Consider the following 23,289-nt stretch of genomic DNA (forward strand, 5'->3'; position numbering starts at 1 on the left):
CGGAACGCTCAGCTCCTGTGGGAGCGGGCTTGCTCGCGAAAGCGCTGTGTCAGCCGCTACACATGTTGGATGTGCCGGCCTCTTCGCGAGCAAGCCCGCTCCCACAGGATTCAGCGGTAGGGACTGGAGCGCATGAATCTTTCAGGTCCCTTCATCAAACGCCCCGTGGCAACCATGCTGCTCTCGCTGGCCATCATGTTGCTTGGTGGGGTCAGTTTCGGTCTGTTGCCGGTATCGCCGTTGCCGCAGATGGATTTCCCGGTGATTGTCGTCCAGGCCAGTCTGCCAGGTGCCAGTCCGGAGGTGATGGCCTCAACGGTGGCGACGCCGCTGGAGCGTTCGTTCGGTGCGATTGCCGGCGTCAACACCATGAGCAGCCGCTCCAGTCAGGGTTCGACGCGGGTCATTCTGCAGTTTGATCTCGACCGCGACATCAACGGCGCGGCGCGGGAAGTGCAGGCGGCGATCAATGCTTCGCGCAATCTGCTGCCAAGCGGGATGCGCAGCATGCCGACCTATAAAAGGTCAACCCGTCGCAGGCGCCGATCATGGTGCTGTCGCTGACCTCGGACGTGCTGGAAAAAGGTCAACTCTACGATCTGGCCTCGACCATCCTCTCGCAAAGCCTGTCGCAGGTGCAGGGCGTCGGTGAAGTGCAGATCGGTGGCAGTTCGCTGCCGGCGGTGCGCATCGAGCTCGAACCGCAGGCCCTGAACCAGTACGGCGTGGCTCTCGACGATGTGCGCAAGACCATTGCCGACGCCAACGTGCGCCGACCCAAGGGCTCGGTCGAGGATGGCCAGCGTCTGTGGCAGATCCAGGCCAACGACCAGCTGGAGAAAGCCAAGGATTACGAGTCGCTGATCATTCACTACGCCGACGGCGCCGCATTGCGTCTCAAGGATGTGGCGAAAGTCAGCGATGGCGTTGAAGACCGTTACAACAGCGGTTTCTTCAACGACGACGCGGCGGTATTGCTGGTGATCAACCGTCAGGCGGGCGCCAACATCATCGAGACGGTCAACGAGATCAAGGCGCAGTTGCCGGCGCTGCAAGCGGTGCTGCCGGCCAGCGTCAAACTCAATCTGGCCATGGATCGATCGCCGGTAATCAAGGCCACGCTGCATGAAGCCGAGATGACCTTGCTGATCGCCGTCGCCCTGGTGGTACTGGTGGTCTACCTGTTTCTCGGTAACTTCCGCGCCTCGCTGATCCCGACCCTGGCGGTGCCAGTGTCGCTGGTCGGTACCTTTGCGCTGATGTACCTGTACGGGTTTTCGCTGAACAACCTGTCGCTGATGGCGCTGATCCTGGCCACCGGTCTGGTGGTGGATGACGCCATCGTGGTGCTGGAAAACATTTCCCGGCATATCGACGAAGGCGTCAAACCGATGCAGGCGGCGTACCTCGGGGCCAAGGAAGTCGGCTTTACCCTGCTGTCGATGAACGTCTCGCTGGTGGCGGTGTTCCTGTCGATTCTGTTCATGGGCGGGCTGGTCGAGAGTCTATTCCGCGAGTTTTCCATCACCCTGGCCGCGGCGATCGTGGTATCGCTGGTGGTTTCCCTGACACTGACGCCAATGCTCTGCGCGCGCTGGCTCAAACCACACACGCCGGGCCAGGAAAACCGCCTGCAACGCTGGAGCCACAAAACCAACGACTGGATGGTCGGCAAATACGCCACCAGCCTCGACTGGGTGTTGCGTCATCGGCGGCTGACCTTGTTCAGCCTGCTGCTCACCGTTGGCGTCAACGTTGCGCTCTACGTGGTGGTGCCGAAAACCTTCCTGCCGCAGCAGGACACCGGCCAGTTGATCGGTTTCGTGCGTGGCGATGACGGTCTGTCGTTCAACGTCATGCAGCCGAAAATGGAAACCTTCCGCCGCGCCGTGCTCAAGGACGAAGCGGTGGAAAGCGTGGCCGGGTTCATTGGTGGCAACAACGGCACCAACAACGCCTTCATGATCGTGCGCCTGAAGCCGATCAAGGAACGCCAACTGTCGGCACAGAAAGTCATCGAGCGCTTGCGCAAGGAAATGCCCAAGGTCCCCGGTGCACAGTTGATGCTGATGGCCGACCAGGACCTGCAATTTGGCGGCGGCCGCGAACAGACCAGTTCGCAGTACACCTACATCCTGCAAAGCGGTGACCTCGCCGAGCTGCGCAAGTGGTTTCCGAAAGTGGTCAGCGCGTTGCGTGCCTTGCCCGAGCTGACCGCCATCGATGCCCGCGAAGGTGCCGGGGCGCAGCAGGTGACACTGATTGTCGACCGGGATCAGGCCAAACGCCTGGGGGTCGACATGAACATGGTCACCGCCGTGCTCAACAACGCTTACAGCCAGCGGCAGATTTCGACGATTTACGACAGCCTCAACCAGTATCAGGTGGTGATGGAGGTCAATCCGAAATACGCCCAGGATCCGGTGACGCTCAAGCAGGTCGAGGTGATTACCGCTGACGGCGCGCGGGTGCCGCTGTCGACGTTCGCTCATTATGAAAACAGCCTGGAGAACGACCGGGTCAGTCATGAAGGCCAGTTTGCGTCCGAAAGCATTTCCTTTGATATGGCCGAAGGCGTGACCGTGGAGCAGGGCAGTGCCGCCATCGAACGAGCGATCGCCAAGGTCGGCCTGCCGGAGGACGTGATTGCGAAAATGGCCGGCACCGCTGACGCCTTCGCCGCGACGCAGAAGAGCCAGCCGTTCATGATCCTCGGTGCGCTGCTCGCCGTGTATCTGGTGCTCGGCGTGCTGTATGAAAGCTACATTCACCCGCTGACCATTCTTTCGACCTTGCCCTCGGCCGGGGTTGGCGCGTTGCTGTCGATTTATGCACTGGGCGGCGAGTTCAGCCTGATTTCCCTGCTGGGGATATTCCTGCTGATCGGCGTGGTGAAGAAAAACGCCATCCTGATGATCGATCTGGCGCTGCAACTGGAGCGGCATGAGGGCCTGTCGCCGCTGGAGTCTATCCGCAGCGCCTGCCTGCAACGCCTGCGACCGATTCTGATGACCACGCTGGCGGCGATCCTCGGCGCCTTGCCGCTGCTGCTCGGCCGCGCCGAGGGTGCGGAAATGCGCCAGCCGCTGGGCCTGACCATCATTGGCGGCCTGGTGTTCAGCCAGGTCCTGACCCTTTACACCACCCCGGTGGTTTACCTTTATCTCGACAAGCTGCGCCATCGTTTCAATAAATGGCGCGGCGTGCGCACTGATGCCGCTCTGGAAACTCCGCTATGACTGACCGTTCGCTTATCCAATTGGCCACCGCGCGCGGCTCGCGCCTGTTGAGCCTGTCACTGTGCGTAGCGCTGCTCAGCGCTTGCGCTGTCGGTCCGGACTATCAGCGCCCGCAAACTGCCGAAATCGTTCAGTTCAAGGAAGCCGAGGGCTGGCGTCAGGCCAATCCCAGCGACTCGCTGGCCCGTGGCGCCTGGTGGGAGTTGTACGGCGACCAACAGCTAAACGCCTTGATCGAGAAACTCAACAGCGCCAACCAGACCGTTGCCCAGTCCGAAGCGCAGTTCCGCCAGGCGCAGGCGCTGGTGCGCAGTGCGCGCGGGGCGTTTTACCCCAGTGTCGACCTGAGTCTGGGCAAGAACCGCTCCAGTCAGGGCACCGGCAGCAGCAGCTCGAGCCTGAGCAGTTCCTCAAGCGGTATTCGTGATACCTACACCGCGCAACTGGGCGTCAGTTGGGAAGCGGACGTGTGGGGCAAACTGCGCCGTGGGCTGGAGGCTGATGAGGCCAACGCGCAGGCGAGTTTTGCCGATCTGGCGGCGATGCGTCTGAGTCAGCAATCGGAGCTGGTGCAGAACTATCTGCAACTGCGGGTTATTGATCAGCAGAAGCGTTTGCTTGAGGCCACCGTCGCTGCTTATGAGCGTTCGCTGAAAATGACCCAGAACCAGTACCGCGCCGGGGTTTCCGGGCGCGATGCGGTGGCGCAGGCGCAAACCCAGTTGAAAAGCACCCAGGCCGATCTGGTCGACCTGATCTGGCAGCGCGCCCAGTTTGAAAACGCCATCGCCGTGCTCACTGGCGAAGCACCGGCGAACTTCAGCATCGCCGAAAGCCAGAGCATCCCGAAGCTGCCGCAAGTGCCGCTGAGCTTGCCTTCGCAATTGCTGGAGCGCCGTCCCGACATCGCTTCGGCCGAGCGCTCGGTGATCGCCGCCAATGCCAATGTCGGCGTGGCGAAAGCCGCGTATTACCCGGACCTGACCCTCAGTCTGAGCGGCGGCTACAGCAGTAGCACGTCAAAGAATTTGATCAGTCTGCCGAACCGTTTCTGGTCGGTCGGCCCTCAGCTGTCGTTGCCGCTGTTCGACGGCGGCATTCGTTCGGCCGAGGTCGATCGCAGCGAAGCGGCCTATGACGAAACCGTCGCCCGCTACCGCCAGACCGTGCTCGATGGCTTCCGCGAAGTGGAAAACTACCTGGTCCAGCTCAAGGTGTATGAAGACGAAGCTGCGGTGCGCCAGGAAGCGCTGGACGCCGCCCGCGATTCCCTGCGTCTGACGGAAAACCAGTACAAGGCCGGGCTGATCGCTTATATCGATGTGGTAGTGGTGCAGGCCACGGCGCTGAGCAATGAGCGTAGCGTGCTGAATATACTGCAGAACCGGTTGATTGCCAGTGTGCAACTGATCGCCGCACTGGGCGGCGGTTGGGACGGCCAACTCGACGTCAGCGACAACCGCTGAACCTGAGGGAGCGCGCCTGCTTGCGAAAGCGGTTGACCAGGCAACTTCGATGGTGCTTGTGCCGACGCTTTCGCGAGCAAGCCCGCTCCCACAGGGATTCGCGTTGCACTGGAGATCGTTGATTTGCCCTCGATCCATTGTGGGAGCGAGCTTGCTCGCGAACGCGGTGGGTCAGTCGAGGGAGATGTTGAATGTGCCGACGCTTTCGCGAGCAAGCCCGCTCCCACAAGGATTCGCGTTCGAATGATGAAGGGTGGCTGGACGCTGAAAATTGTGGGAGCGAGCCTGCTCGCGAAAGCGGTGGATCAGTCGAGCGAGATGTTGAATGTGCCGACGCCTTCGCGAGCAAGCCCGCTCCCACAAGGGATTCGCGTTCGAATGATGAAGGGTGGCTGGACGCTGAAAATTGTGGGAGCGAGCTTGCTCGCGAAAGCGGTGGATCAGTCGAGGGAGATGTTGAATGTGCCGACGCCTTCGCGAGCAAGCCCGCTCCCACAAGGGATTCGCGTTCGAATGAAGGAGGGTGGCTGGACGCTCCCACAGGGATTTGTGGACGGCTTGAGATCGCTTGCCGAAGGTGGCTTAAAGCCCACCGCAGAGCCTTGTAGGACGATCGAACAAGCGTTTCATCGGCTTGATGGCAATTTGGTTACTTTGTCAGTGCGTTCTTCCGCGCAATCAGTACAATCGCCGCATTTGCCCGACCGAGAATGGAAGCAGTACGGTTTCGGCTTGTCACGAGAACCTCCATGCTCATCGGCAGCTACTCCTTCACCCTGGTTTTCATATCGTTGTGCGTGGCGATCCTCGCTTCCTACACGGCGCTCGACCTGACCGGGCGCATCGCCACGGCGAAAGGCCGGGCCGTGCATTTCTGGACGGCGGGCGGGGCGTTTGCGATGGGCGTTGGCGTCTGGTCAATGCACTTCATCGGCATGCTCGCCTTCAAATTGCCGATCGACCTGGGTTACGACTTCGCCCTGACCGCGTTGTCGCTGCTGATCGCGGTGCTGTCCTGCGGCTTTGCTTTATGGCTTGTCAGCCAGCCGAAACTGCCCCTGGCGCAACTGGCCTTCGGTGCACTGATCATGGGCTCAGGCATCAGCGCCATGCATTACACCGGCATGGCCGCGCTGCGCATGACTCCCGGCATCGATTACGACCCTACGCTGTTCAGCGCCTCCCTGCTGATCGCAGTCGGAGCTTCGGCAGCAGCGTTGTGGATTGCCTTTCGCCTGCGCCAGCAATCGCCCTATGTGCGGCTGATTCGCGCTGGCGCGGCGGTGATCATGGGCATGGCGATTGTCGGCATGCACTACACCGGCATGGCCGCTGCGCAGTTTCCTGACGGCAGTTTCTGCGGCGCGACGCTCAATGGCTTGAAGGGCAACGGCCTCGATAGTCTGGTAGTAGTGACCACGCTGGCGGTGCTGTCGATCGCCTTGTTGACCTCGATTCTCGACGCTCGCCTCGAAGCGCGCACCGCCGATCTGGCGCACTCGTTGACCGTGGCCAATCGCGAACTCACCCAACTGGCCTTGCACGATCCGCTGACCAGTCTGCCCAACCGCATGTTGCTCGACGACCGTATCAATCAGGCGATCAAAAAGGTTGAGGAGCAGGGCGGCTGCTTCGCCTTGATGTTCATCGACCTCGACGGCTTCAAACCGGTCAACGATGCGTTCGGCCATCACATGGGAGACCAATTGCTGCGCGAGGTCGGTATTCGTCTGCGTGAAGACTTGCGCAGCCAGGACACACTCGCACGAATCGGCGGCGATGAATTCGTTCTGCTGGTGCGTTTGAGCGAGCCCAATGACGCCTTGAGCCTGGCCGCGCGTCAGGTTGGTCTGATCGGCCGCACCTTCCGCGTCGCCGAACATGACCTGCAGATTTCCGCCAGCGTCGGCATCGCGCTGTATCCGGGCAACGGCGACAACGCTCAAGAGCTGCTGATGAACGCCGACGCCGCGATGTACCACGCCAAGGGCGGCGGCAAGAACGGCTACAGCTTCTTCGATGCGTCGATGAACACCAACGCGCGCAAACAACTGCAACTGTTGCAGGACCTGCGCGCGGCCATCGAGCACAATCAGTTCTGCCTGCATTACCAGCCCAAATTCGACGCCGCCAATGGCCGTCCGGTCGGTGCCGAAGCACTGTTGCGCTGGAAGCATCCGCTGCACGGCATGTTGATGCCGGACAAGTTCATTGATCTGGCGGAGAAAACCGGGCTGATCATTCCGATGGGCGAATGGGTGCTCAACGAAGCCTGCCGGCAGATGCGCGAATGGTACGTGCTCGGTTACACCGACTGGCGCATCGCCGTGAACCTCTCGGCCTTGCAGTTCTGCCATGCCGGGCTGGTGCAAAGCGTGGCCAAGGCCTTGGCGACTCATCATCTGCCGGCCAACAGCCTGACGCTCGAAATCACCGAAACCACGGCGATGAGCGACGCTGACGCGAGCATGACCGTGCTGCAAGAGCTGTCGGACATGGGTGTCGATCTGTCGATCGACGACTTCGGCACCGGTTATTCCAGCCTGATGTACCTCAAGCGCTTGCCGGCCAATGAGCTGAAGATCGATCGCGGTTTCGTCCGTGATCTGGAGCACGACAGCGATGATGCGGCGATCGTCTCGGCGATTGTCGCGCTGGGGCAGGCCCTGGACTTGCGGATTGTCGCCGAGGGTGTCGAGACCGGCGCGCAACAGGATTTCCTGACCAAACTGGGCTGTGATTCGCTGCAGGGCTATCTGCTTGGCCACCCGATGCCGGCGGAGCGCTTCATGCAGGACATCGTGCGTGGGCAACGGCTGGCGGTGGTCTGAGAGACCCTGTGGGAGCGAGCTTGCTCGCGAAGGCGCCCGGATAGGCGCCACATGCAAAACCCGCCAATCGCAGTTATTCTTCCCCCGACTGTTACGTGTGTATGTGGGGAAGGCCAGCATGGATAAAGTCATTGTCATCACCGGTGGCGGGCGCGGAATCGGCGCGGCTACGGCATTGCTGGCAGCCGAACAGGGCTACCGGATCTGCATCAACTACCAGTCGGATGAGCAAGCCGCACACAGCGTACTCGAGCAGGTTCGCGCCTTGGGCGCCCAAGCCATCGCGGTTCGCGCCGATGTCAGTATCGAAGACGAAGTGATCGCGATGTTTCAGCGCGTCGACAATGAACTGGGCCGGGTTACCGCGCTGGTCAACAATGCCGGCACCGTGGGGCAGAAGTCGCGGGTCGATGAAATGTCCGAGTTCCGCATCCTCAAAATCATGAAAACCAACGTGCTGGCGCCGATCCTCTGTGCCAAGCACGCGATTCTGCGCATGTCGCCCAAACACGGCGGGCAGGGCGGCAGCATCGTCAACGTGTCCTCGGTCGCGGCACGCCTCGGTTCGCCGAACGAGTACGTTGATTACGCCGCGTCCAAAGGGGCGCTCGATACCTTCACTATCGGTTTGTCGAAAGAAGTCGCGGGCGAGGGCATTCGCGTGAATGCGGTGCGTCCGGGCTACATCTATACCGACTTCCATGCCCTGAGCGGCGACCCGGATCGGGTCAGCAAGCTCGAATCGGCGATTCCCATGGCCCGCGGCGGGCGGCCGGATGAAGTAGCGGAGGCGATTGTCTGGTTGCTGTCGGACAAGGCTTCGTATGCGACCGGGACTTTTGTTGATTTGGGGGTGGGCGGTAGGGCTTTGAGCTTTTTGTCGTTAATACCGGCCTCTTCGCGAGCAAGCTCGCTCCCACAGTTGATTTGTGAATACAGACCCCATGTGGGAGCGAGCCTGCTCGCGAAGGGTCAGTCCAGACAACATCTATCCCTCAGAACGACCGCACAATCCGCCCCAACGTCTCCATGGCCTTTTCCGATTCCTCGGTCCACGGGCTACCGTAATTCAAGCGAATGCAATTTCTGAAACGCTGGGTCGGCGAGAAGATCGGCCCCGGCGCGATGCTGATGCCTTGTGCCAATGCCATTTGAAACAATTTCAGCGAGTCCATCTGCTCCGGCAATTCCAGCCATAGAAAATAGCCGCCCGTCGGCTGGCTGACGCGGGTCTGCGCCGGAAAATACCGAGCAATCGCCGCGAGCATCGCGCTCTGTTGTTCTTCCAGGGCATAACGCAGTTTGCGCAGGTGCCGATCGTAGCCGCCGTGTTGCAGATAATCGGCAATCGCCGCTTGCGCCGGCATCGAAGCACAGAGCGAGGTCATCAGCTTCAGTCGCTCGATCTTCTGCGCGAAACGCCCGGCCGCCACCCAGCCGATGCGATAACCGGGCGCGAGACTTTTGGCGAATGAGCCGCAATGCATGACCAGGCCTTCGGTGTCGAAGGCCTTGGCCGGTTTTGGCGCCTGCTGGCCGTAGTAGAGTTCGGCGTAGACGTCGTCCTCGATCAACGGCACCTGATGCTGACGCAGCAGTTCGACCAGTTCCTGTTTCTTCGCCTCGGGCACGGTCGCGCCCATCGGGTTCTGGAAACTGGTCATGCACCAGCAGGCCTTGATCGGATGACGTTCCAGAGTTTGCGCGAGCACGCCGAGGTCGATGCCGTCACGCGGATGCACGGGGATTTCCACGGCTTTGAGCTTCAGCCGCTCGAGCACTTGCAGGCAGGCATAAAACGCCGGAGCCTCGATGGCCACCAGATCACCGGGCTCGGTCACCGCCTGAAGGCACAGGTTCAGCGCTTCGAGGGCACCGTTGGTGATCAGTAGCTCTTCCATCGGCAGCATCAGCCCGCCGACCATGTAGCGCAGGGCAATCTGCCGACGCAGTTGGGGTTGCCCGGCGACATGTCGGTGACGACCATGCGCGGATCCATCTCCCGCGCGGCGCTGGCCAAGGAACGCGACAGACGTTGCAGGGGGAACAGCGTCGGGCTGGGGAAGGCCGAGCCGAAGGGTACGGTGTTCGGGTCTTTGATCGAATCGAGGACCGAGAACACCAGTTCGCTGACGTCAACCTCGGTGGATTCGTTGACTTGGCTGCTGATCACCGGCTCGGAGAATGCGCTCGGCGTGTGGGCGTTGACGAAGTAACCGGAGCGCGGCCGGGCGCGGATCAGACCGCGACGTTCGAGCAGGTAATAGGCCTGGAATACTGTCGACGGACTGACCCCGTAAGTCTGGCTGGCATAGCGCACCGACGGCACCCGCTGGCCGGGGCCGAGAACGCCGGAGCGGATCAGTTCAGCGATGTCGTCGGCGAATTTTTCGTAGCGTTTCATGGTGGATCCGAATGGGGTCTATAAGGAATCGCGTCGCCTCCATTCGCGAGCAGGCTCGCTCCCACAACGACCGCGATTTCCTGTGGGAGCGAGCCTGCTCGCGAATGAAAGCACCGCAGTTTAAGGGCAATCAGCGATTCATCGGCGCCACAAATCGGCTCTTCGCCACGCTGTATACCTGCGGCTCGTCACTGTCTTCAATCCTGAAACTCAACGTCTGCGAACTGCTCGCCGGGCGCTCGGTGGTCATCGCCACCGACACCGGCACATCGACGATCTCCCCGGGCGCCAGGCTCAATGCCGTTTTGCCCTGCAATTCAAACCCGTCGCCATCCACCAGACTCAACCGGTATTCCTGCCGTTGCTGTGTCTTGTTGATCACTTTCAGCGAGTAGATATTCTCGATCTGCCCCTGCGCATTCTCGCGAAACAAGCCGCGATCCTTGGTCACATCCAGCGACACCATCGGCCGCTCGATCAATGCCAACGCCAACGCGCCGATCATCACCAGCAGCACCGCCGTATAGCCAATCAGACGCGGGCGCAGCAGATGCGTCTTGCCACCCTGTAATTCGCGCTCGGAACTGTAGCGGATCAGGCCGCGCGGGTAATGCATTTTGTCCATGATCGAATCACAAGCATCGATGCAGGCTGCGCAGCCGATGCATTCCATTTGCAAACCATCGCGGATATCGATGCCAGTCGGGCAGACCTGCACGCACAATTGGCAGTCGATGCAATCGCCCAGGCCGGCTTCGACCGGGCGCACGTCACGCTTGCGCGGACCCCGGTTTTCGCCCCGGGCGGCATCATACGCAATGGTCAGCGTGTCCTTGTCGAACATCACACTCTGGAACCGCGCATACGGGCACATGTGCATGCACACGGCCTCACGCAGCCAACCGGCGTTGATGTAGGTGGCGGCGGCGAAAAACAGCACCCAGAACAAACTGATGCCACCGATCTGCAGGGTCAGCAGTTCTTCGGCCAGCGGCCGGATCGGGGTGAAGTAGCCGACGAAGGTCAGGCCGGTCATCACGCTGATTGCCAGCCACAAGGTGTGCTTGGCGGCGCGGCGTGCCAGTTTGTTCAGGCTCCAGGGGCGGCTTGCAGTTTGATGCGCTGGTTGCGCTCGCCTTCGGTGATTTTTTCGCACCACATGAAGATCCACGTCCACGAACTCTGCGGACAGGTGTAACCGCACCAGACGCGACCGGCAAACACGGTGATAGCGAAGAGTCCGAACGCAGCAATGATCAACAGCGCCGAAAGCAGAATGAAATCTTGCGGCCAGAACGTCGCGCCAAAGATGTGGAATTTGCTTTCCGCCAGATCCCACAGTACCGCCTGCCGACCGCCCCAGTTAAGCCACACGGTGCCGAAGAACAGCACGAACAGAACGCCGGTGCCGCTCATGCGCAAGTTGCGGAACAGGCCGGTAAAGCTGCGGGTGTGGATCTGCTTGTCAGTGGATCCGCTGGTCGCTTTCAGTGGGCGCGCGGGTACGCTTTTTATCGTTGGCGATGCTTCTACGGTTCGGACGGGGATTTGCTCGCTCATGGTCGTTCGCTCATCAGCCTCCATCAGGCCGATGCACTATGAGCGCCCATCTGTTTGCAGAACAGACTCAGGTTTGGCAATAAAAAGCGGATCAGATGAGGTTTGGCGAAATGCCTGCGACAACTTGAAGCAACCTGCCAGGCAAGGCGCAGACGCCTATTGCAGGCGTCTGCGTCGGGTGTTGATCGAGATCAATCAAACCACCGAATCACTGTCATCGGCCTTCAGATGTTTGCGCCCGTCCTTGGCCCCGGCCACGGTCAAGGCATCCGCTTCTGCTTCGGTGATGTAGGTGCGTTTGCCTTCGATGTCCACGTACGACATGGCTTTGTCGCTATCGGTCATGACTTCCAGGGTGTCGCAGATGCGGATTTCCTCGCCATGTTCGACGGTGAAAAAACACACTTTCTGCTCGGGGTTGGATTCATCGATTCGAACGGGCATGGCGGCAGTCCTTTTTCCGGTTGGGTCTGCATATTAGGAAGCGCAGCGCGCCGTTCGTTCTGCGCAACCGATTAATGGTCGCTGTTGTCCATCGCTTATCAAGCCAATAACAAGGGAGGCACGATGGAAGACTGGTGGGATGAAGTGTGGGCCACGATGCAAGCCGAATTTGCCGACATCGGCGACGCTTCGCAAATGACCCGGATCACCGTACGTCTGGTGATGGCGGCGATTCTCGGTGGGATTCTTGGTTTCGAGCGCGAACATAAAGGCAAGGCAGCGGGCGTGCGCACGCACATGCTGGTGGCGCTGGGCGCGGCGTTGTTTGTGTTGGTGCCACAGACCTCGGGGCGGAATCCGATGCGATGAGTCGCGTGCTGCAGGGTGTGATTGCCGGGATCGGCTTTCTTGGCGCCGGGACCATTCTGAAAAATCAGCAGGGCGACGAAGCTCATGTTAAAGGCCTGACCACGGCGGCAGGGCTATGGATGACGGCGGCGATCGGCGTGGCAGCGGGGCTGGGCAAGGAAGCGACGGCGTTGCTCAGTACCATTCTGGCGTTGGCGATTTTCAGTGTGATGCCGTACGTGGTGAGAATGTTCGAAAAGGACGTCGACAAGAACGACCACCTCTGACTCAGCGCCAACTGATGATCGTTCCCACGCTCCGCGTGGGAATGCCTCAACGGACGCTCCGCGTTCGGCTCTGGATGGGACGCAGAGCGTCCCGGGCTGCATTCCCACGCGGAGCATGGGAACGATCAGGGCTCAGACGATGACCGGCGGCATCGTGCTCGGTGGCTCTTCTTTCGGTGGTGGCGTGGTGCCGGGCGGCTCTTGTTCCGGAACCGCCGGCGGCTCGGTCTCCGGCAGGGTGGGTTTGTCGATGTTCGGATCGGGCGTTTCCGCCGGGATCGGGATGCTCATCAGGTGACCTCCGTATGGCACATGGCGTGGGACGTGCTTAAGTGAGTTGACCCGGCGGCGACAAATTCGATCCGCAGGTTTGTCTTGTTAATTTCATCTGAACTTTTCCCCGCGCCGGTTGCTCGGAACCTAGGTGAGTTCATGACAGGGCCGGCGCTTTGTCGCGAATACTGTTCTGGCACAAGAGCGTCCTTGGGGCGTTAAGGAGAGATGCTCAATGACTGCTGAAAGACCTTCAGAGCTGAGTTACAACCCGCACATGCCGCTGTCGCAGGCATTGCTGCTGCCACGTATCGTCATCGAAAACACCATGCCGACCCTTGATGGCGGGCAGTTTGCCGTCAAATCGATTGCCGGGCGCGAGGTGGTAGTGACCAGCAAAGTCTTTGCGGACGGCCATGACAAGCTCGCCGTGCGCATTCGCTGGCGCGAGGAAGGCCAGGAAACCTGGCAGACCGAAGTCATGTCCGATCAGGGTAACAACACCTGGCAAGGCCGGTTCCGCCCAGAAGAGCAGGGCCGCTACCTGTATTGCATTGAAGCGTGGATTGATCATTTCGCCAGCTTCCAGTACGAACTGGAAAAGAAGCACAGCGCGGCGGTGCCGGTTTCTCTGGAACTGCAGGAAGGCCGGACGATGGTGCAACAGGCCGCCGAACGCAGCGAAGGTCAGCTCAGCGAGCAGCTCGCCGCGCTGCACCACGAATTGTCCGGCCTGCTCGAAACCGAGCAGGTCGCGCTGTTTCTGCACTCGCGCAGTGCCAAGCTGATGGCCCAGGCCGATCATCGCGCCTACCTCAGCATCAGCGCCGAATTCCCCATGGACGTCGAGCGCGAACTCGCCGAGTTCGCCAGTTGGTATGAGCTGTTTCCGCGCTCGATCACCGACGATCCCCAGCGTCACGGCACCTTTAACGACGTGCACTCGCGTCTGCCGATGATTCAGGACATGGGTTTCGACGTGTTGTATTTCACGCCGATTCACCCGATCGGCCGCGCCCACCGCAAGGGCCGCAACAATTCCCTGACGGCCGGCCCGGATGATCCCGGCAGCCCGTATGCGATCGGCAGCGAGGAGGGTGGTCACGAGGCGATTCACTCGCAGCTCGGCACCCGTGAAGATTTCCGCCGCCTGGTGGCTGCGGCAGCCGATCATGGCCTGGAAATCGCTCTCGATTTCGCCATTCAGTGCTCCCAGGACCATCCGTGGCTCAAGGAGCATCCGGGCTGGTTCAACTGGCGCCCGGACGGCACGATCAAATACGCCGAGAACCCGCCGAAGAAATACCAGGACATCGTCAATGTTGACTTTTACGCGCCGGATGCGATTCCGAGCCTGTGGGTCGAGTTGCGTGACATCGTCGTCGGCTGGGTCAAGGAAGGCGTGAAAATCTTCCGCGTCGATAATCCGCACACCAAGCCGCTGCCGTTCTGGCAATGGCTGATCGCCGACGTGCGCACCCTGTATCCGGAAGTGATCTTCCTCGCCGAGGCTTTCACCACGCCGGCGATGATGGCGCGTCTGGGCAAGGTCGGGTATTCGCAGAGCTACACCTATTTCACCTGGCGCAACACCAAGGCCGAACTGGCGGAATATTTCACCGAACTCAATCAGTCGCCGTGGCGCGAATGCTACCGGCCGAATTTCTTCGTCAACACCCCGGACATTAACCCGGCGTTTTTGCATGAGTCGGGGCGTCCCGGTTTCCTCATTCGCGCGGCTCTGGCGACCATGGGTTCGGGACTGTGGGGCATGTATTCCGGCTTCGAGTTGTGCGAATCGGCGCCAGTACCGGGCAAAGAGGAATATCTGGATTCGGAGAAGTACGAAATCCGCGTCCGCGATTTCACCGCGCCCGGCAACATCATCGCCGAGATCGCCCAGCTCAACCGCATCCGCCGGCAGAATCCGGCGCTGCACACGCATCTGGGGCTGAAAATCTACAACGCCTGGAACGACAACATTCTGTACTTCGGCAAGCGCAGCGCCGATGGCAGCAATTTCATTCTGGTCGCGGTCAGCCTCGATCCGCATAACGTGCAGGAAGCGAATTTCGAACTGCCGCTGTGGGAAATGGGCCTACCGGACGACGCGACTACCCATGGCGAAGATTTGATGAACGGCCACCGCTGGGACTGGCACGGCAAATATCAGTTCATGCGCATCGACCCGGCGTATCAGCCGTTCGGGATTTGGCGGATTTCAGCTTCGTAACATTTGCACCGCCTCCGTGGCGAGGGGATTTATCCCCGTTGGGCGCGCAGCGGCCCCTTTTTCAAGCTGCACCGCGTTAACAATTTGCGACTGCTGCGCAGCCGAACGGGGATAAATCCCTCGCCACAGGGGCTCACCACTGCGAGTCCCTCGGTGTATCAGAGAATTTTTCAGGAGTTCCACATGGCGAAGAAACCCAAGGCAGCCGCCTTCATCAAAGACCCGCTCTGGTACAAGGACGCGGTGATCTATCAGGTTCACGTCAAATCGTTTTTCGACTCCAACAATGACGGGATCGGCGACTTTCCCGGGCTTATCGCCAAACTCGATTACATTGCCGACCTCGGCGTCAACACCATCTGGCTACTGCCGTTCTATCCCTCGCCACGTCGCGACGACGGTTACGACATCGCCGAATACCGTGGCGTGCACAGCGACTACGGAACCATGGCCGACGCCAAGCGCTTCATTGCCGAGGCGCACAAGCGCGGGCTGCGGGTGATCACCGAGCTGGTCATCAACCACACGTCTGACCAGCACCCATGGTTCCAGCGTGCGCGCAAGGCCAAGCCCGGTTCGGCGGCGCGGGATTTCTACGTCTGGTCCGATGACGACCAGAAATACGACGGCACGCGGATCATCTTCCTCGACACCGAAAAATCCAACTGGACTTGGGATCCGGTCGCCGGTCAGTACTTCTGGCACCGCTTCTACTCGCACCAGCCGGATCTGAACTTCGACAACCCGCAAGTGATGAAAGCCGTGTTGTCGGTGATGCGTTACTGGCTGGACATGGGCATCGACGGCCTGCGCCTTGACGCGATTCCGTACCTGATCGAGCGCGACGGTACCAACAACGAAAACCTGCCCGAGACCCACGACGTCCTCAAGCAGATCCGTGCCGAGATCGACGCCAACTACCCCGACCGCATGCTGCTGGCCGAAGCCAATCAGTGGCCGGAAGACACACAGCTGTATTTCGGTGACACCGATGCCGCTGGCGTCAATGGCGACGAATGCCACATGGCCTTCCACTTCCCGCTGATGCCGCGCATGTACATGGCGCTGGCGCAGGAAGATCGCTTCCCGATCACCGACATTCTCCGGCAGACCCCGGAAATTCCGGCGAATTGCCAGTGGGCGATTTTCCTGCGCAACCACGATGAGCTGACCCTGGAAATGGTCACCGACCGTGAGCGCGATTACCTGTGGAATTATTACGCGGCTGACCGTCGCGCGCGGATCAACCTCGGTATTCGCCGTCGTCTCGCACCGTTGATGGAACGCGACCGTCGCCGCATCGAACTGCTCAACAGCCTGCTGCTGTCGATGCCCGGCACGCCGACCCTGTATTACGGCGACGAAATCGGTATGGGCGACAACATCTACCTCGGCGACCGCGACGGCGTGCGTACGCCGATGCAGTGGTCGATCGACCGCAACGGCGGTTTCTCCCGCGCCGATCCGGCCAGTCTGGTACTGCCGCCGATCATGGATCCGCAGTATGGCTATCAGTCGGTCAACGTCGAAACCCAGTCCGGCGATCCGCATTCGCTGTTGAACTGGACGCGGCGCCTGCTGGCCGTGCGCAAGCAATCGAAAGCGTTCGGCCGTGGCACGTTGAAAATGCTGTCGCCGGCCAACCGTCGCGTGCTGGCTTATACCCGCGAATACACAGATGTCGATGGCAAGCACGAAATCATCCTGTGCGTGGCCAACGTCTCGCGAAGTGCGCAAGCAGTGGAGCTGGATCTGTCGGCGTACGTCGGCATGGTGCCGGTGGAAATGCTCGGCGGTAACGCGTTCCCGCCGATCGGTCAGTTGAATTTCCTTCTGACCCTGGCGCCCTATGGCTTCTATTGGTTCGCACTGGCGGCGGAAAACCAGATGCCGAGCTGGCACGTCGAGCCGGCGCAGAGCCTGCCGGACTTCACCACGCTGGTACTGAAAAACGCATGGAAGAGCTGCTCGAAGCACCGTCGCGTACGACGCTGGAGCAAAGCATCCTGCCGAGCTGGCTGCAGAACCGTCGCTGGTTCGCCGGCAAGGACGCGGCGATCGAAAAGGTCAATCTGGCTTACGGCGTGCGCTTCGGCGACGTCCAGCATCCAGTGCTGCTCAGCGAAATCGAAGTCACCAGCGGTGGCCAGACCAACCGTTATCAACTGCCGTTCGGCTTCATTGCCGAAGACCATGTCGGCCCGCCGTTGCCGCAGCAATTGGCGCTATCGCGTGTACGCCGTGTGCGTCAGGTCGGTCTGATTACCGATGCGTTCAGCCTGGAGACTTTCGTCCGCGCCGTTCTGCAAGGCATGCAGAACAACACCGTACTGGAATCGATCGAAGGCGAAATCCGCTTCGAACAGACAGATCATCTGGAAAAACTCGGCCTCGGCGCCGAGTCGGATGTGCGCTACCTGTCGGCCGAGCAATCGAACAGCTCCGTGGTTGTCGGCAACAGCCTGGTGCTTAAGCTGATACGCAAAGTCGCTTCTGGCGTACATCCGGAACTGGAGATGAGCGCTTACCTGACCGAGGCCGGGTTTGCCAATATCTCACCACTGCTCGGTTCGGTGATTCGCCGCGACGCGCAGGGTGAAGACAACCTCCTGATGATCGCCCAGGGTTACCTGAGCAATCAGGGCGACGCATGGGAATGGACGCAGAACAACCTCGAACGGGCGCTGCGCGATGAACTGGCCGACGCCATGTCCGAACAGGAGCAGCATTACAACGCGCTCGGCGAGCTGAAGGACTTCGCCGGCATGCTCGGCCAGCGTCTGGGCGAGATGCATCAGGTGCTCGCTGCGCCAACCGACAACGCCGACTTCGCGCCGCAAGTGTCGTCGAGCAAGGACATGGCCGCGACGGCCAAGGATGTCACCGCCCAGGTCGAACATGCCTTGAAACTGCTCAAGCAGCATCAAGGCGAGTTGAACGCGGCGGACCAGAAACTGGTCAAGCGTCTGCTCGACGAGAAGAAAACCATTCTTGCCCATGTGCAGGATCTGGCGAAGAAAGCCACTGGCGGCTTGCGCATCCGGGTGCATGGCGACTTGCATTTGGGTCAGGTGCTGGTGATCAAGGGCGATGCCTACTTGATTGACTTCGAGGGCGAACCGGCGCGGCCGTTGAGTGAGCGTCGCGGCAAGCACAGCCCGTACAAGGATGTCAGCGGTGTACTGCGTTCGTTCGATTACGCAGCGGCGATGACCATCAATGTGCACAACGTTGACAACAGCGTCGAAGCCGAAGCGGCGCGTAAACGTGTCGCCGAGCGTTATCTGCGCGAAGCACGCGAGGCATTTGTCCAGGCATACCGCGAGGCAGCAGCTAGTCTTGAGCATGCCTGGCAGGATCCTGAAGGTGCCGACGCCGCGCTGGCGTTGTTCGGCCTGGAAAAAGCCGCTTATGAAGTGGCCTACGAGGCGGAAAACCGCCCAACGTGGCTGCCCGTGCCATTGCACGGCTTGTATGGATTATTGACAGGGCTTAAACCCTTTTCCGATCTTGGTGGAGAGTAGTCATGAGTTTCTCGAACAAGGAACAGGGTGTGGTAAAGGAAGCATTGTTACCCTCGGCGCGCGACATCGATGCTTTGGTGCGCGCTGAACATCAGGACCCGTTTTCCATTCTCGGCCCGCACGGCGATGGCGCTGGTGGGCAATTCATCCGCGCTTATCTGCCGGGTGCGCTGAGTGTGGCGGTGCTGGACAAGGACAGCGGCGAAGAGCTTGGCCCGCTGGAGATGACCGAGACGCCGGGGTTGTTTGTCGGCCATTTCGATCAGGCCCGACCGTACCTGTTGCGCACGCGCTGGGCCGGTGGCGAGCAGGTCGCCGAAGATCCGTACAGCTTTGGTCAGCTGCTGGGCGAAATGGATTTGTATCTGTTCGCCGAAGGCAATCACCGTGACCTCAGCGCTTGCCTCGGTGCGCAGCTGAAAACCGTCGATGGTGTCGACGGTGTGCGCTTTGCCGTGTGGGCACCGAATGCCCGCCGTGTCTCGGTGGTTGGCGATTTCAACGTCTGGGACGGTCGTCGTCACCCGATGCGCCTGCGCCATCCTTCGGGCGTGTGGGAGTTGTTCATCCCTCGCCTGCAAGCGGGGAGTTGTACAAGTACGAAATCCTCGGCGCCCACGGCATTCTGCCGCTCAAGGCCGACCCGATGGCGCTGGCTACCAGCCTGCCGCCGGATACCGCCTCGAAAGTCGCCTCGCCATTACAGATCGACTGGCAGGATCACGAGTGGATGAATTCCCGTCAGGATCGCCAGCAGCGCTCCAAGCCTCTGTCGATCTACGAGTTGCACGCCGGTTCCTGGCAGTGCGAGCTGGATGATCTCGGCGAAGTCGCGCGCCAGTACACCTGGCCGGAACTGGCCGAGCGGCTGATTCCTTATGTCAAAGAGCTGGGATTCACCCACATCGAACTGATGCCGATCATGGAGCACCCGTTCGGTGGTTCCTGGGGTTACCAGTTGCTTTCGCAGTTCGCGCCGAGCGCACGTTACGGCACACCGGATCAGTTCGCCGCGTTCGTCAATGCCTGTCACCAGGCCGACATCGGTGTGATTCTCGATTGGGTGCCGGCGCATTTCCCCACCGATACCCATGGCTTGGCGCAGTTCGACGGCACCGCGCTGTACGAGTACGGCAATCCGCTGGAAGGCTTCCATCAGGATTGGGACACGCTGATCTACAACCTCGGTCGCACCGAAGTGCACGGTTACATGCTGGCCTCGGCGCTGCACTGGCTGAAACACTTCCATATCGACGGCCTGCGTGTCGATGCGGTGGCCTCGATGCTGTATCGCGATTATTCGCGCAAGGCTGGCGAATGGGTGCCGAACCGCCACGGCGGTCGGGAGAACCTCGAGGCTATCGACTTTCTGCGTCATTTGAACGACGTGGTTGAACTGGAAGCGCCGGGTGCGCTGGTGATCGCCGAAGAATCCACTGCGTGGCCGGGCGTTAGCCAAAGCACCCAGCAGGGCGGCCTCGGGTTCTCCTACAAATGGAACATGGGCTGGATGCACGACTCGCTGCACTACATCCAGCAGGATCCGGTGTACCGCGCCCATCACCACAATGAGCTGAGTTTTGGTCTGGTTTACGCTTGGTCGGAGCGTTTCATCCTGCCGATCTCCCACGACGAAGTGGTGCACGGCAAGCACTCGCTGATCGACAAGATGCCCGGCGATCGCTGGCAGAAGTTCGCCAACCTGCGCGCCTATCTGAGCTTCATGTGGACTCATCCGGGCAAGAAGCTGTTGTTCATGGGCTGCGAATTTGGCCAGTGGCGCGAGTGGAACCACGATCAGCAACTGGACTGGTACCTGTTGCAGTATTCCGAGCACAAAGGCGTGCAGAAACTGGTTGGCGATCTCAACCGCCTGTATCGCGAAGAGCCGGCGTTGCACGATCAGGATGATGCGCCGCAGGGCTTCCAATGGTTGATTGGCGATGATGCGATCAACAGCGTTTATGCGTGGCTGCGCTGGAGCAAGGACGGCTCGCCAGTATTGGTGGTCGCCAACTTCACGCCGGTACCGCGCCAGTCGTATCGCGTCGGTGTGCCGTTCGCCGGGCGCTGGACCGAACTGTTCAACAGCGACGCGGACATTTATGCCGGCTCAAACTATGGCAATGGCGGCGGGGCATTGACCGATGAGGTACCGAGTCATGGTCAATCGTTGTCGCTGGAGCTGAATCTGCCGCCGTTGGCGGTGTTGATTCTCAAGCCGCAGGGCTGATCCAGGAACAGTAAAACTGTGGGAGCGGGCTTGCCCGCGAAGAGGCCGCCATATTCAGCATTTTTGTTGACTGACACGCCGCCATCGCTGGCAAGCCAGCTCCCACAGGATTTTCGGTAGTCTGGAGATCACCAGCGCATCCGCACGCCGAGGCTGCCAATGATGCCGTTCAGATCATTGTCATCCACATCGCTGCTGTAATCGGCGCTCATGTACAGGCTCACTGCCGGCGTGACCCGCGCCACCAGTCCCAGTCCCAATTCCACTGTTGAAGACTTGCGGCTGCTGCTGATCTTGTCGACCTGATCCAGCGTCAACGTGCTGCCGCTGTAGACGGTGTGCCAAAGGTTGGTGCGCACGTAGGGTTCCACCGGTAAGCCATTCAAGTCATAACTGCCCTTCAACCGCGCACCGACGCGGCCGCTCCACGCGGTCAGGTCGGACGAAGCGGCGTTGCCCGAGCCGGCATAAGGCGCATCAAGGCTGATCCGCTGGTTGATCAATTGCGCCTGCGGTTCAACCACCCAGTTCTCGCTCAGGCCGATCGGATAACCGCCCTCGACCGAAAATGTCATTGCACTGCCTTCGGTGGCCTGACGATTACCTTGCGCAGTGCGACTGAAACCGCTGACCCGACCGCCGCTGGCCGAGACGTCTACGTGCCAGCCCTGCGCGCCGATCAGGCTGTAATAGGCGCCCAGGTTCTGGCCTTGCAAATTCAAGCGGCCAGTGTTTAGGGCGGAGAGGGTGCGTCGGGTCAGTACGCCATCGGCACTCATCTGAATCTGATTGTCGCCGCCGATCAGGCCAACGGTCTGGGTAGCGCCATTACCGCTTTTCAGCGTAACCACCGCCGGGCCTTTGTACTCGCCGCCGGGCATCGCATAACCGGAGGACAGTGCATCAGTCTGCGCGCGCCGGGCGCTCCTGCCGTACAGCTCATCCCATGCGGAGGGCGCAAGATCTTCAGTGATCAGGCGCGAACTCTGGTGACTCAGCGGCAGCGGCCCGGGCGTTATCACGGTCACCGGCAAGGTCATCACCGGCACGTCGGCGCGATACCACGTGGATTCATCCGCCGCAGACTCCGCATGCGCCTCCATGGACGAGCACAGCAGCAGTGAACCTGACACTGTGCAAAAAGTGATTTTCAGTTCGTGTGGGGTCAGTGAAGTTTTCATGGAGGTCTACCTTGCAAGCGCATGCGTCATCTCGGGTCTGGCGTCTCTCCTACCCCGAACGAGGGGCGACCGAATAGAGCGGGGCGAACCGCGGCTGCTCGATTTCCCGAGTGCCGGAAGGTCAGCCCCATTAAGTGTTTCCGGGGTAGTAAGGTAGAGATAAGAAGAGCGACGCCTGCGCGTCAAGAAAATGCGCGATGAATGGCGGGCTTAAATCAGTCTTCGCAAGCGTTTGTTTTTCTGAACATAACTAAGTGGTTGTTTGCATGGAAAAACGCTTGCGAAGTATTCATATGACGGTTTTTTGCCGCCGACGAAAGGTCATTCCTACCGGTAGTTACCGGAAGGACATGCCATGTAGTTGCTGTCAAAAACGCAGCTACAGGTGCACCTCAACTGCTAACGGCAAGTGATCCGAAAGATGCGTCCACGGTTTGTTGCCGAGAATTCTTGGATCATGGCTGCTGGCATTGCGCAGATAGATCCGGTCAAGTCTCAACAAGGGAAACCGCGCCGGATAAGTTTTCGCTGGGCGCCCATGATGGCGCTCGAAAGCCTCGTGCAAATAATCGCGACGGGCGAGGGCAGCATTACCTTGCAACTGCCAGTCGTTGAAATCGCCGGCGATGATCACCGGCGCATCCTCCGGCAGCGATTCAAGCAACTGGCAGAGCAGTTGCAACTGCAATTGCCGATGGCTTTCCAGCAGACTCAAATGCACACAGATCGCATGCACCTCGTCATGTCCAGGCACATCGAGTATGCAGTGCAACAGCCCGCGCCGTTCTGGGCCAGTGATCGAGACGTCGAGGTTGCGGTATTCGCGAATCGGGTATTTCGACAGCAGCGCGTTGCCATGATGACCGTCGGGATAAACGGCATTGCGCCCGTAGGCAAAATCGCTCCACATACTGTCGGCAAGAAATTCGTATTGCGAGGTCTGCGGCCAGTCGTTGTAGCGACTCGAATGGCGTTCGTGTTCACCCACCACTTCCTGCAGAAACACCAGATCGGCCGAGGTACTGCGCATCGCTTCGCGCAGCTCCGGGAGGACGAAGCGCCGATTCAGTGCGGTGAAGCCCTTGTGGGTGTTGACCGTGAGTACCCGCAGGCGATGAATGACTGGCGCGTCGACCGCTTGACGCTTGGGATCGCTGGACACGTTCACTCCTCTGAATTGGGCCATGCCTGTTCATGCGACTGGTTTGAGGGGGTGGCAGTTCCTTACAGAAATGTTTGATCGTACACAGGACTCTGTGGGAGCTG

The 23,289-nt window shown here is 60.3% G+C and carries 7 protein-coding genes and 7 pseudogenes; 8 read left to right on the forward strand and 6 right to left on the reverse strand.

The features are described 5' to 3' along the window. Window positions 1–132: 132 nt before the first annotated feature. From LJU32_17835 to LJU32_17850, 4 genes and pseudogenes are all read left to right on the forward strand, one after another. Window positions 133–3,239 (forward strand): annotated as a pseudogene (locus LJU32_17835) (efflux RND transporter permease subunit). Continuing rightward, entirely contained in the window at window positions 3,236–4,705 is a 1,470-nt protein-coding gene (locus LJU32_17840; protein ID WKV87545.1) for an efflux transporter outer membrane subunit, read from the forward strand. Before LJU32_17835 ends, LJU32_17840 begins: the two are co-directional and overlap by 4 nt. Before the next feature lie 749 nt (window positions 4,706–5,454). Beyond that, the gene (locus LJU32_17845; GenBank protein ID WKV87546.1) at window positions 5,455–7,536 is read left to right on the forward strand and encodes an EAL domain-containing protein; all 2,082 of its coding nucleotides are present in this window, start codon (window positions 5,455–5,457) and stop codon (window positions 7,534–7,536) included. Window positions 7,537–7,654: 118 nt separating this feature from the next. After that, window positions 7,655–8,401 (forward strand): annotated as a pseudogene (locus tag LJU32_17850) (SDR family oxidoreductase). Window positions 8,402–8,531: 130 nt separating this feature from the next. Here the strand turns inward: LJU32_17850 and mapR are convergent. The 3 genes and pseudogenes from mapR to LJU32_17865 all read right to left on the reverse strand — a co-directional run bounded on the left by mapR (window position 8,532) and on the right by LJU32_17865 (window position 11,944). After that, window positions 8,532–9,940, reverse strand: a pseudogene (gene mapR, locus LJU32_17855) (GntR family transcriptional regulator MpaR). A gap of 130 nt (window positions 9,941–10,070) precedes the next feature. Then, window positions 10,071–11,500 (reverse strand): annotated as a pseudogene (ccoG, locus tag LJU32_17860) (cytochrome c oxidase accessory protein CcoG). 195 nt (window positions 11,501–11,695) lie between these two features. Then, entirely contained in the window at window positions 11,696–11,944 is a 249-nt protein-coding gene (locus LJU32_17865) for a DUF3203 family protein (GenBank protein WKV87547.1), read from the reverse strand. A gap of 123 nt (window positions 11,945–12,067) precedes the next feature. Between LJU32_17865 and LJU32_17870 the strand changes: the two are divergent. Further along, window positions 12,068–12,579, forward strand: a pseudogene (locus LJU32_17870) (MgtC/SapB family protein). A gap of 132 nt (window positions 12,580–12,711) precedes the next feature. Here LJU32_17870 and LJU32_17875 read toward each other — a convergent pair. Next, on the reverse strand, window positions 12,712–12,870 hold the full coding sequence (locus LJU32_17875; protein WKV87548.1) for a hypothetical protein: 159 nt from the start codon (window positions 12,868–12,870) through the stop codon (window positions 12,712–12,714). 217 nt (window positions 12,871–13,087) lie between these two features. Between LJU32_17875 and LJU32_17880 the strand changes: the two genes are divergently transcribed. From LJU32_17880 to glgB, 3 genes and pseudogenes are all read left to right on the forward strand, one after another. Next, on the forward strand, window positions 13,088–15,085 hold the full coding sequence (locus tag LJU32_17880; GenBank protein WKV87549.1) for an alpha-1,4-glucan--maltose-1-phosphate maltosyltransferase: 1,998 nt from the start codon (window positions 13,088–13,090) through the stop codon (window positions 15,083–15,085). A gap of 183 nt (window positions 15,086–15,268) precedes the next feature. After that, window positions 15,269–18,609, forward strand: a pseudogene (treS, locus tag LJU32_17885) (maltose alpha-D-glucosyltransferase). 2 nt (window positions 18,610–18,611) lie between these two features. Then, window positions 18,612–20,842, forward strand: a pseudogene (gene glgB, locus LJU32_17890) (1,4-alpha-glucan branching protein GlgB). Between the two features lie 128 nt (window positions 20,843–20,970). Here glgB and LJU32_17895 read toward each other — a convergent pair. Both LJU32_17895 and LJU32_17900 read right to left on the reverse strand, forming a co-directional pair. Continuing rightward, window positions 20,971–22,023 (reverse strand): autotransporter outer membrane beta-barrel domain-containing protein, encoded by a 1,053-nt coding sequence (locus tag LJU32_17895; protein ID WKV87550.1) that lies wholly within the window; start codon window positions 22,021–22,023, stop codon window positions 20,971–20,973. A 379-nt stretch (window positions 22,024–22,402) separates the two neighbouring features. Next, entirely contained in the window at window positions 22,403–23,185 is a 783-nt protein-coding gene (locus LJU32_17900; GenBank protein WKV87551.1) for an endonuclease/exonuclease/phosphatase family protein, read from the reverse strand. Window positions 23,186–23,289: the final 104 nt, after the last annotated feature.

Origin of the sequence: Pseudomonas sp. B21_DOA (assembly GCA_030544685.1) — a bacterium.
GTDB lineage: Bacteria > Pseudomonadota > Gammaproteobacteria > Pseudomonadales > Pseudomonadaceae > Aquipseudomonas > Aquipseudomonas fluorescens_AO.